9 protein-coding genes are annotated in these 11,550 nt (G+C 72.5%); 4 read left to right on the top strand and 5 right to left on the bottom strand.

Annotated features, from left to right (window positions below; translation table 11 throughout):
• Positions 1-42 precede the first annotated feature (42 nt).
• Together OG257_RS08725 and OG257_RS08720 are read left to right on the top strand one after the other, a co-directional pair.
• On the top strand, positions 43-570 hold the full coding sequence (locus OG257_RS08725) for a MarR family winged helix-turn-helix transcriptional regulator (RefSeq protein WP_329206262.1): 528 nt from the start codon (positions 43-45) through the stop codon (positions 568-570).
• A gap of 105 nt (positions 571-675) precedes the next feature.
• Positions 676-1,806 (top strand): aminopeptidase P family protein, encoded by a 1,131-nt coding sequence (locus OG257_RS08720; protein WP_329206261.1) that lies wholly within the window; start codon positions 676-678, stop codon positions 1,804-1,806.
• Here the strand turns inward: OG257_RS08720 and OG257_RS08715 are convergent, their stop codons facing one another.
• Complete coding sequence (locus tag OG257_RS08715) at positions 1,807-2,823, bottom strand: aldo/keto reductase (protein WP_329206259.1); 1,017 nt, start codon at positions 2,821-2,823, stop codon at positions 1,807-1,809.
• A 76-nt stretch (positions 2,824-2,899) separates the two neighbouring features.
• Entirely contained in the window at positions 2,900-4,660 is a 1,761-nt protein-coding gene (treZ, locus tag OG257_RS08710) for a malto-oligosyltrehalose trehalohydrolase (protein WP_329206257.1), read from the bottom strand.
• 203 nt (positions 4,661-4,863) lie between these two features.
• Between treZ and OG257_RS08705 the strand changes: the two genes are divergently transcribed.
• Positions 4,864-6,222 (top strand): GH1 family beta-glucosidase, encoded by a 1,359-nt coding sequence (locus OG257_RS08705; protein WP_329206255.1) that lies wholly within the window; start codon positions 4,864-4,866, stop codon positions 6,220-6,222.
• A 22-nt stretch (positions 6,223-6,244) separates the two neighbouring features.
• On the opposite strand, the gene OG257_RS08700 is transcribed toward OG257_RS08705, so the two are convergent.
• On the bottom strand, positions 6,245-7,156 hold the full coding sequence (locus tag OG257_RS08700) for a GNAT family N-acetyltransferase (protein WP_329206254.1): 912 nt from the start codon (positions 7,154-7,156) through the stop codon (positions 6,245-6,247).
• A gap of 193 nt (positions 7,157-7,349) precedes the next feature.
• Entirely contained in the window at positions 7,350-8,303 is a 954-nt protein-coding gene (locus OG257_RS08695; protein ID WP_329206253.1) for a GNAT family N-acetyltransferase, read from the bottom strand.
• A 165-nt stretch (positions 8,304-8,468) separates the two neighbouring features.
• Between OG257_RS08695 and OG257_RS08690 the strand changes: the two genes are divergently transcribed.
• Positions 8,469-9,035, top strand: a complete 567-nt coding sequence (locus OG257_RS08690) for a DUF1707 and FHA domain-containing protein (RefSeq protein WP_329206252.1) — start codon at positions 8,469-8,471, stop codon at positions 9,033-9,035.
• Positions 9,036-9,048: 13 nt separating this feature from the next.
• Here OG257_RS08690 and treY read toward each other — a convergent pair whose 3' ends face one another.
• Complete coding sequence (gene treY / locus OG257_RS08685; protein ID WP_329206250.1) at positions 9,049-11,457, bottom strand: malto-oligosyltrehalose synthase; 2,409 nt, start codon at positions 11,455-11,457, stop codon at positions 9,049-9,051.
• Positions 11,458-11,550: the final 93 nt, after the last annotated feature.

Below are 11,550 nucleotides of genomic sequence, written 5' to 3'. Positions count from 1 at the left end.
CGTCATCCTTACGTCCAGTCACTGACCGGATAGCATGCGTGGATGAGCGAATCCCCCGAGTGCGGGCCCGACGGCGCAGTCCCTTCCGAGGCCATGGAGCGGGGCTCCCGCCCGCCGGGCCTGCTGGCGCTGCCCTCGTACCTCGCCAGCCATGTGGGGCGCATCGGCCATGACGCACTGGTCGCGTCCGTGGGCGAGTACGACCTGCGGCTGCCCCACTTCGCCACGCTGACCGCCCTCGCGGACTTCGGGCCGCTGCCGCAGCACGTGCTGGCGGAACGCCTGGGATTCCAGCGCAGCCACCTGGGGGGCTACCTCGACCTCGTCGAGGAGCGCGGCCTGGTGTACCGGGCCCGGGACAAGGCGGACCGGCGGCGGCAGGTGGTCGGTCTGACGGAGGAAGGGGCCGCGCTCCAGCGCCGGTTGCTCAAGGTGGCCGAGGAGTCCCAGGAGGCGTTCCTGGCGTGCCTGTCACCCGCCGAACGCGAGACGCTGACCGCGCTGCTCCGGCGCATGCTGGACGCCGACGACCGGGCGGGAGGCCCGGCGGCGGGCGCCCGGACGAAGTAGCCGGCCCGGTCGTACGGCCCCGCGCCGCGTTCCGAATGCGTTCGCATCCACCGGCACGTACGGGCAGGATGCTGTGTGCCGCGTCGCCCCGCCAGGAGGTCCGTCATGTCCAGCCCCGACCAGCCCGTACCTTTCACCGCCGACGACTACAGGGCCCGGATGACCCGGGCGGCCGAGTCCGCCGACGCCGCAGGCCTCGCGGGCGTCCTCGTGGCGCCGGGCCCCGACCTGGTCCACCTCACCGGATACCGGCCGACCGCCGCCACCGAACGCCTCACCCTGCTCGTCATCAGGGCGGGCCACGACCCCGTCCTCGTCGTCCCGGCCCTGGAGGCCGCCGACGCCGAGCGTGCCGTCGGCGCCCCCGTCCTCACCCTGCGGGACTGGACCGACGCGGCGGACCCCTACGCCCTGACCGCCGAACTGCTCGGCGACAAGGGCCGGTTCGGGGTCAGTGACAACGCCTGGGCGCTGCACCTGCTCGCGCTGCAGGAGCTCCTTCCCGCCACCTCGTACGCCTCCCTCACCGCCGCCCTGCCGATGCTGCGCGCGGTCAAGGACGCAGCCGAGCTGGAACGGCTCGCCGCGGCGGGGGCCGCGGCCGACGCCACGTACGAACAGATCCTGAAGGTCCGCTTCTCCGGCCGGAAGGAGACCGACGTCGCCGCGGATCTCTCCGCCCTGCTCGTCGAATTCGGCCATTCGCAGGTCGACTTCACCGTCGTCGGCTCCGGCCCGAACGGCGCCAACCCGCACCACGAGGCCGGGGAGCGCACCATCGAGCAGGGCGACATGGTCGTCCTCGACTTCGGCGGCCTCAAGCACGGCTACGGCTCGGACACCTCCCGTACGGTGCACGTCGGCGCACCCACCGCGGAGGAGCAGCGGGTGCACGACGTCGTACGGGAGGCGCAGGAGGCGGGCTTCCGCGCGGTGCGGCCCGGCGTCGCCTGCCAGGAGATCGACCGGGCGGCGCGCGCCGTCGTCACCGAGTTCGGCTACGGCGAGCGCTTCATCCACCGCACCGGCCACGGCATCGGTGTCACCACCCATGAGCCGCCCTACATGATCGAGGGCGAGGAGCAGCCGCTGGTGCCCGGCATGTGCTTCTCGGTGGAGCCCGGCATCTACCTCCCGGGCCGCTTCGGCGTCCGGATCGAGGACATCGTCACCGTCACCGAGGACGGCGGCCGGCGGCTCAACAACACCCCGCGCGAACTGGCGGTCGTCGACTGATCAGTCCTGCGGCTCACGGTCGCGGAAGCGGTGCAGCACGTCGTACGGGTAGGGCAGCGGACGTGCGCTGGCCTCGTCCAGCCGCGTCTCCTGTTCCGGCGTCAGGTCCCAGCCCACGGCACCCAGATTGTCGGTCAGCTGCTCGACCGTGCGGGCCCCGATGATCGGTGCGGTCACGCCGGGGCGGCCGAGGAGCCAGCGCAGCGCCACCTGCGCGGGGGTGCGCCCCGCCTCCTCGGCGACCGCGACCAGCGCCTCGACGACCCGCCAGGTCTCCTCGTTGTCCCGCTCCCGCCAGGCCTCGCGGCCGAGCTCCTCCTGGTAGCGGGCCTCGCGGGTGCCGGGCGCCGCGGCCGTCATGCCCCGCCGGTACTTACCGGTCAGCCAGCCGCCCTGGAGCGGGCTCCAGGGGATGATGCCGACGCCCTCCGCCAGGCTCACCGGGACGAGCTCCCACTCCAGCTCGCGGGCCAGCAGGTTGTAGAGCGGCTGGAGGCTCACATAGCGCTCCCAGCCGTTGCGCCCGGCCAGGTCCTGCGCGCGCTGGAGCTGGGAGGCGGACAGGTTGCTCGCGCCGAGGTAGCGCACCTTTCCCGACGTCACCAGGGTGTCGAGCGTCGAGAGGGTCTCCTCGACGGGCGTCGTGGCGTCCCACACATGGGTCTGGTAGAGGTCGATGTACTCCGTGCCGAGCCGCCGCAGGCTCGCCTCCACGGCCGACACGATGTGCTTCCGGCTCAGCCCGCCCGCGTTGGGCGCCTCGCCCATCGTCCCGAACACCTTGGTGGCGACGACCAGATCGTCCCGCCTGCGGCCCTTCAGCCAGCGGCCGACGATCTCCTCGGAGACACCGCGGTGATAGACGTCCGCGGTGTCGATGAACGTCCCGCCCGCCTCCGTGAAGACGTCCAGGATCCGGTGGGCGCTCGCCTCGTCGGTGTCCTGGCCGAAGGTCATGGCCCCCAGGCAGAGCTCGCTGACGCGCAGCCCCGAACGGCCGAGGAATCGCTGCTTCATTGGGTCCCCTTCGCTTGTTCCCGTTGCTCAGTGGTGAAGCTACGAGTTGAAGTGCACCCGAAGGCAAGGGACTTGTTCAGTCGTCGGCCAGAATCACGCACGACTCCGGCGGCAGGTGCAGCAGCCCGTCGCCGCCCGGTGCGTCCACCGGATCCCAGGCGGCCAGCACCCTGCCCCCGCCGGTGCGGTGACGGCCGCCGCCCAGCGCGATGGTGGCCGGCTTCCCGGAGAGGTTGACCGCGACCCGCAGATCGCCCCTGCGGAACGCCAGCCAGCGCGCCTCCTCGTCGTACGCCGTCCTGACGGAGGCCAGATCGGGATCGGAGAGGTCGGGCATGGCCCCGCGCAGCGCGATCAGCTCGCGGTACCAGGCCTGGACGCGGGCGTGCGGTTCGCGCTCGGGTTCGCTCCAGTCGAGGCAGGAGCGGGCGCGGGTGAGCGGGTCCTGCGGGTCGGGGATGTCCTCCTCGGCCCAGCCGTGCGCCGCGAACTCACGCCGTCTGCCGTCGCGTACGGCCCGGGCGAGCTCCGCGTCGGTGTGGTCGGTGAAGAACTGCCACGGTGTGCGGGCGCCCCACTCCTCACCCATGAAGAGCATCGGGGTGAAGGGGCCGGTGAGCACGAGGGCCGCCGCGCAGGCCTGGAGCCCGGGTGAGAGGGTGGCGGCGAGCCGGTCGCCGAGGGCCCGGTTGCCGATCTGGTCGTGGGTCTGGGCGTAGCCGACGAAGCGGTGGGCGGGGGCGCGGGTGACGTCGACGGGACGGCCGTGCGTACGGCCCCGGAAGCTCGAGTACGTACCGTTGTGGAAGAACGCACTGGTGACGGTCTTGGCGAGCGCGGCCAGCGGGGCGGAGGCGAAGTCGGCGTAGTAGCCCTTGGACTCGCCGGTGAGCGCGGTGTGCAGACAGTGGTGGAAGTCGTCGTTCCACTGGGCGTGCAGCCCGAGGCCGCCCTCCTCGCGCGGGGTGGTCGTGCGAGGGTCGCAGAGGTCGGACTCGGCGATCAGGGAGAGCGGCCGGCCGAGCTCGGCGGCCAGGGCGTCGACGGCCCCGGACAGCTCCTCCAGGAAGGTGAGCGCGCGGCCGTCGGCCAGCGCGTGGACGGCGTCCAGGCGCAGCCCGTCCAGCCGGTAGTCCCGCAGCCAGGCGAGCGCGCTGCCCAGCAGGTACGAGCGGACCTCGTCCGAGCCAGGGGCGTCGAGGTTGACGGCCGAGCCCCAGGGCGTGTGGTGCGTATCGGTGAAGTACGGGCCGAAGGCCGGGAGGTAGTTGCCCGAGGGGCCGAGGTGGTTGTGGACCACGTCCAGGACGACCGCGAGACCCAGGCCGTGCGCCGTGTCGACAAAGCGCTTCAGCCCGTCCGGGCCGCCGTACGGCTCGTGCACCGCCCACAGCGACACCCCCTCGTACCCCCAGCCATGGGTTCCGGGGAAGGGGCAGACGGGCATCAGCGACACATGGGTGATACCGAGCTCCACGAGATGCCCGAGGCGCTCGGCCGCGGCGTCGAACGTACCCGCCTCGGTGAACGTACCGATGTGCAGCTCGTACAGGACCGCGCCCGGCAGCCCCCGCCCTGCCCACTCGTTGCGCCAGGCGTACGCGGCCGGGTCCACGACCGCGCTCTCGCCGTCGGGACCGTCCGGCTGGCGGCGCGAACGCGGATCGGGGAGCACGGGACCGTCGTCCAGCACGAAGCCGTAGCGGTCACCGTCGGCCGCCTCGGCCTCGGCCGTCCACCAGCCCTCCCGCAGCGGATCGCGCTCCATGGGCTGCCGCCCGCCCGCGGTCCGCAGCACGGCCGACTCGGTTCGCGGGGCCCACACCTCGAAACGCATTCACCACTCCTCGTCCATGAACCGGATGCCCTGCAACGGGCCCAACGATCGGCCGAAGTCGCACTCGGGGCCCCGGGAGACTGGAGTGAGCCCATTGTCGGCGATTAGGGTCTGGTCCTGATCATTGCCCTACCGGGTTCTGCTCATACGTAGAGAACCCGGGCAGTAATCCAAGGTCCCCCTTACGGCTGCTGGAGGCCGAGATGACCGTGCCGACGTTCCCACCCGGATTCCTCTGGGGAGCCTCCGCGTCCGCTTTCCAGACCGAAGGGGCGTTCGACGCCGACGGGAAGGGGCCCTCCGGCTGGGACGCCTTCGCCGCACAGCCCGGCCGGATCAAGGACGGCACCGACACCACCCGCGGCACCGGCTTCCACGAGCACTACCGCGAGGACGTCGCCCTGCTCGCCGGACTCGGTGCGGACGCCTTCCGCTTCTCCATCAGCTGGCCCCGCGTCGTACCGGGCGGCAGCGGCGCGCTCAACCCGGCGGGGCTGGACTTCTACGACCGGCTCGTCGACGAGCTCTGCGCCCACGGCATCACCCCCGCCCCGACGCTCTACCACTGGGACACCCCGCTCCCGCTGGACGAGGCCGGCGGCTGGCTCAACCGGGACACCGCCTACCGCTTCGCCGAGTACGCGGGAATCGTCGCGGAGCGCCTCGCCGACCGCGTACCCATGTGGATCACCATCAACGAGCCGGCCGAGGTCACGATGCTCGGCTACGCACTCGGCGAGCACGCGCCCGGGCGCACCCTCCTGTTCGACGCGCTGCCCGCCGCCCACCACCAACTGCTGGCCCACGGACTGGCCGTACGGGCGCTGCGCGCCGCGGGCGCCGACAACATCGGCATCGCCCTCTCCCACACGCCCGTGTGGACCGCGGGGGAGTCCGAGGAGGACCGCATGGGAGCGGAGCTCTACGACACCCTCACCAACTGGCTGTTCGCCGACCCGGTCCTCACCGGCCGCTACCCCGACGAGGGCTTCGCCGCCCTGATGCCGGGCCCGGTCGAGGACGACCTGAAGGTGATCTCGACGCCGCTCGACTGGTACGGGGTGAACTACTACAACCCCACCCTCGTGGGCGCCCCGCGCCCCGAGGCGCTCGAGTCCTTCTCCGGCTACACGATGCCGTCCGAACTCCCCTTCGGAATCAGGGAGATCGAGGGGTACGACACGACCGACTTCGGCTGGCCCGTCGTCCCCGAGGGGCTCGCCGAGACGCTCGGCGAACTGCAGAGCCGCTTCGGCGACCGGCTGCCGCCCGTCTACATCACGGAGAACGGCTGCGCCGTCGACGAGCCCGTCGCCGACGGCCGGCGCATCGCCTTCCTGGAAGGACACCTGGGGGCGCTGCGTACGGCCATCGACGCGGGCGTCGACGTGCGCGGCTACTTCACCTGGTCACTGACGGACAACGTGGAGTGGACCGAGGGCGCCAGCAAGCGGTTCGGCCTGGTCCACATCGACTACGAGACGCTGCGGCGCACTCCCAAGCAGTCGTACGCCTGGTACCGCGACGTCATCAGTGCCCAGCGCGCCGCCGGGACGGGCTGACGCCCCGGCGGCCACGAGCGGCTCACACCAGGTGGATGCGCTCCTGCACGATGCGGTGACCGGCCCGGGAGAACGCGGCAGCCATCGGAGTGTTGCCCCGGTCGGTCGCGCCCGCGATCGACGTCGCACCCTGGCCGGCCAGGAAGTGCGTGGTCTCCACGAGCAGGTCGTAGCCGTAGCCGTGACCACGCGCCTCGGGCACGACCCCGATGAAGCCGACGCACGGCCCGCCCGGATTGCGCGCCGGAACGTGGATTCCGGCGAGCTCGCCGTCCCGGGTGTGGGCGAGCTGCCACCAGGAGCGTGGTGAGGGGCACCAGTTGAAGAAGTCGAGCTCCTCCTGGGCGGCCTTCTCCAGGCCGCCCGGGCCCTCGATGGAACGCCGGGCATGGGCGTCCAGCGTCACGGAGTGGACCCGCCGCAGGACGTCCAGGATCACCGCGTCGTCCGGCTCCTCCCGGAAGTCGAGCCTGCCGGGCCGCTCGGGCAGACCGTCCCCGGGCGTCCACTCGTAGCGGTAGCGCTCGACCAGCAGCTTCATACCGGCCGCCTCGGCCGCGGCGATCCGTGCCCCGGCGGCTGCCCGCACCTCGGGGGTGTCCCGCCAGCCGGCCGGCACGATCAGCTCGTACTCGACCGACCACGGCGCACGGCGCAGCAGTTCGGCGGCCGCCTCGTCCTCGCCCTCGGCGAAGTCGAAGTAGTTGACCAGCACGGGCTCGGTGTCGTCGGGGCCGCCCCACCAGGCCGCCCTGGCGACGACGACTCCGTCGCGCAGAGCGACCCAGGTCCACTCGGGGCGGTACTCACCGCCGTCGTGAACGGTGGCGTAGCGGTGGCCGAACGCGGCGCGGCCGACGAGGCAGGGGCTCTGCAGGGAATCGAAAAGGTGTGCGTCGCTCTGGGTGAGCGCGCGGATGACCGTATCGGTCATGGGTGTGTCCTCCGGGACTCGTGACGAGAAGCGTGGTGCGCTCCCGGTCAGACCGAGTCCGACACCGCCCTGCGGACGGGACGGGAGCGCGGGAACGAAGCTGTACGCATCCGACTCGCCTCCTTCCGCATCCGGGACCTGGGTTCCGCACCGACGGTACGGAACCCGAGCCCGGTCGTCCACCCGTTTTGCGTCAGTCCCACACCATGTCGAAGGAGCGCTCGAAGTTGACGTAGCCCAGGCGCTCGAACGACTTCGCCATCGGGACGTTCCCGACGTCGGTGCTCGCCCTGATGCGCTCCACGTCCTGCGCGGCGAGCACCCGGGTGCCCTCGGCCAGGATGTCGTCGATGTATCCGTGTCCGCGGTGCGCCGGCAGAACCCCGATGTACGCGATCATCGGGTGGTAGTTGTTCCGGGCCGGAATGACGAAACCGACCGGTTCGCCGTCCGGCAGCTCCGCGATACGCCACCACTCCTGCGGAGTCCTGAGACCCGCGAACTCCTCGTCGTACTGCTTCTCCGCGGCCTCGCGGGCACTCAGGCCGGACGCCAGGTCCGCCTGGCCGTGCGCGTCCAGGGTTCCCGCCATCACCGGCGTCATCAGGGTGAGGAGGTCCTCGCGTCCGGAGACCTGGCGGAACACCAGCCTGCCGGTGTCCTCGGGCACGGGCGTGCCCGCCCGCCACTCCAGGCGCAGCCGCTCGACCAGCATCCGCGCGCCGCTCGCCTCCATCACCCGTATCCGGGCCTCGACGACGTCGCGCGCCGCCGGGTCCTCGCGCCAGTCCGGCGGGATGTAGCGGCCGTACTCGGGCGGGACGGTCCCGGCGGGCACGACCGAGGCGGTCGCCGTCTCCAGCAGCTTCAGCCCGATCTCACCGCGCTCCGGCTCCGGCAGGGTGTCGTCCAGGTCGAAGAAGTCCAGGAACTGCGGGGTGCCCCCGTCCTGGCCCGTCCACCAGGCGATCCTGGCCACGAGGTGGTCGCCGCGCAGGGCCACCCACATCCACTCGGGCCGGCGGCGGCCGGTGGCCAGGTCGTCGGCGAGCTCGTGGTCGAGGACGTACGGAAGACGGCAGAAGAGACCGAGCTCGTCCGCTCCGGTGAGCGGACGAATGGTCAGTTCCGTTGGGGCAAGGGTCACAAAGGCTCCTGGGTACGGTCGAGGCCGCCGTCGGGCGGCAGCGGGCGACGATAACAACATTCGTGCGGCCGGTGTGCGGTATTTATCCGCCGCCCCGCAGGTCACGACGGCCGGAAACGGGCTCCTTCTGGACACCCCCGGCCTCTCGGCCCGACAATCGGTACCGTGACGTCCTCCTTCGAGCCCTACACGTACCCCGCGCGGCTGTCCGACGCCCAGCGCGACCGTGTCCTCGGTGTGCTCAGAGACGGCGCGGCGCAGGGGAAGCTGTCCCACGACACCTTCCTGCGACGCATGGAACTGGCCCTGACGGCCCGGCGCTCCGAGGAGCTGGCGGCGCTCACCTCCGACCTGGAGACCCGCGGGCGCTGGTCCCGCAGGCTCTTCCGGGCGGTGGGCGGTGTCTCCGCGTTCCCCGCGGGGGTGCGCAGGGCCTGGCAGTCCGAGCGGCTGCCCAAACTGCTGCTGCCCGTGCCGGGGCCGCACCCGCTGCGTATCGGCCGGGACCCGGGCAACGGACTGCGGCTCAGCCACGAGACGGTGTCGCGGCTGCACGCCGAACTGACCGCACACGGCAGCCGATGGATCCTGCGCGACCTCGGCTCGACGAACGGCACCTGCGTCAACGGCCAGCGGGTCATCGGATCGGCCGCCGTGCGCGACGGCGACCAGGTGAGCTTCGGCCGGATGACCTTCCGGCTCTCCGCCCCCCTGCCCGGACCCCCGGCCTGACGGGAGGCGCGGCTCAGCCGCCGTCCGCTGCCCCTCCTCCTTCGGCCTTCACGAGCAGCGCCACCGGCCGTTCGGCGAAGAGTTCGGCCACCGCGACCGTCGTTCCCGTGAACTCCCGGCCGGGGGACAGCAGGTCGTGCCACGGGCCCTCGTCGGGCAGCGTCAGCGCCGTATCGCCCCAGCCGCCCTCCTCCTCCAGCCTCAGCGCGAGCCTGGTCACCGCCGTGACGGCCTCGCCCGAGCGGCAGAACGCCAGGCAGTGTGCGGCGGCCGGCCCGTGTGCCGCCAGCGGGGCGTACGTACCCGACTCGCCGAAGAGTCCGGGCCGCTCCCGCCGCAGCCCCAACGCCGCCACGGTCAGACCGGCCTTCTCGTCGGGCACGTCGGCCGGAGGCCGGCTGAACGGCCGGCGGTTGTCGGGGTCGACCAGGGCGATGTACTCCCGCTCCGTGCCCTGGTAGAGATCGGGCACGCCCGGCATCGTCAGATGCACCAGCGCCGCACCGAGCACATTGGCGCGCACGAAGGGGGCGAGGGTGTCGGCGAACCGCGTCATCATCGCCCGCGCCTGGCCCGTGTCGGCGCCCGGACCCGCCGCGACGAATTCGCTCACCGCATGCTCGTACGCCGGATCCGGCTCCGTCCAGCTGGTGAACAGGCCCGCCTCCCGTACGGACTTCAGCAGCGCCGGCTCCAGCCTGCCCGCCATCTCCCCGGTCGGCAGGCCCGCGCAGCCGTACGCCGACTGCCAGGCCTGCCAGGCCAGCTGGGGGTCCGGCGCGGACACGGTCGTGGCCCGGGCCAGCTGCGCCACCAGCGAGGCCCACCGCTCGGGGCACTCCGACAGGACCGCGATCCTGGCCCGTACGTCCCCGCTGCGCTTGGTGTCGTGCGTGGTCAGCACCGTGCCGGTGGCCGGCCAGTCGCGGGACAGCCGGGCGCAGAAGGCATGGAACTCCTCGGGGCTCACCGCCGGACGGCCGGGATCGCCGCCCACCTCGGTCGCCGAGATCAGCGGAACGTAGCGGTAGAACGCTGTGTCCTCCACCGACTTGGCGTGCAGCGCGGACGCCGTCTGTGCGAACCGGGCGCAGAACGCCGTGTGCTCCGGCCCGTCGCCGAGCCGGCCCAGCGCCAGGTCCCGCACCACGTCCACGGCCGCCGCCTCCTGCGGTACGGAGAAGACGGCCTTGGCCTCCTGGACCGCCTCGGCCGGGAGCGCCGACTCCGCGACCTCCGTGAGCGGGCCGCCCGCCGTGACGTACGGACGGTAGACCGGGACCCGGACGAGCAGTTCGCGCACCGCCGTGTGCAGGGCCCACGGGGCGTGGTCCATACGTGCGGGATCCCCCGAGCACGCCTGCACGGCGAGGCGGGTCAGCCACTCCGTCTCCGCGGCGAGCTCATGGGTGACGACGCGGTACGCCGCCCGGCGGACGGTCGCGGTCCAGTAGCCGCCGCGGTCGCCGGGCGGGCCCGCGAAGTCGCGGTAGCGGCCGAGCAGGTCCGCCGCGCCCATCGGGTCGGTGAACAGACCGTCGATGCGGTGCAGCGCGTCGTAGCCGGTCGTCCCCGCGACCGCCCAGCCGGCGGGCAGGGGTTCGGAGCCGGTGAGGATCTTCTCGACCACGGTCCACCGCCCGCCGGTCGCCCCGCCGAGCCGCTCCAGGTACGCGGCGGGGTCGGCCAGGCCGTCCGGATGGTCGATGCGCAGACCGTCGAGGACTCCGTCACCGACCAGTTCGAGGACCTTGCCGTGGGTGGCGGCGAATACCTCCGGGTGCTCGACACGGACCCCGATCAGTTCGGAGATGGTGAAGAACCGCCGGTAGTTGAGTTCCGTACGGGCCAGCCGCCACCAGGCCAGCCGGTAGTGCTGGGCGGCAAGGAGCTCCGGCAGGGGCAGGTCCGCGGTGCCCTCGCGCAGCGGGAACTCCTGGTCGCCGTATCGGAGCACCGGTGAGCCGTCGTCGCGGGCGCCGACCTCGAAGCGGCCGGCCTCGTCGCCGATCCGCCCCGCGAGCACGGGCAGCAGCACCTTGCCGCCGCCCGCCGCCCAGTCGATGTCGAACCAGTGGGCGTACGGCGACTGCGGTCCCTCGCGCAGCACCTCCCACAGCTGCCGGTTGTGCCTGGGCGCGGCGGCCATGTGATTGGGCACGATGTCCAGGATCAGCCCGAGCCCGTGCGCACGGGCCGTGGCGGCCAGCTGCCGCAGCCCCTCCTCCCCGCCGAGCTCGGCCCGCACCCGGCCGTGGTCGACGACGTCGTAGCCGTGCCCGGAGCCGGGCACGGCCTCCAGCACCGGGGACAGATGCAGATGGGAGACGCCGAGCGCGGCGATGTACGGCACGGCTTGTCCGGCGGCGGCGAACGGGAAGTCCGGTTGGAGCTGGAGCCGGTACGTGGCGGTGGGCGTCATGGACACGTACGTACCCAGCCTGACGGCTTCTGTGTCACTCGACCACGTACCAGGGCTCCACCGGCGGTGCCCGGGTCGCCCCGGGCACACCAT

This window comes from Streptomyces sp. NBC_00683 (assembly GCF_036226745.1).
Lineage (GTDB): Bacteria > Actinomycetota > Actinomycetes > Streptomycetales > Streptomycetaceae > Streptomyces.
The sequence above is the reverse complement of the archived record's forward strand: the minus strand, read 5'-3'. Positions and strand labels throughout refer to the sequence as shown.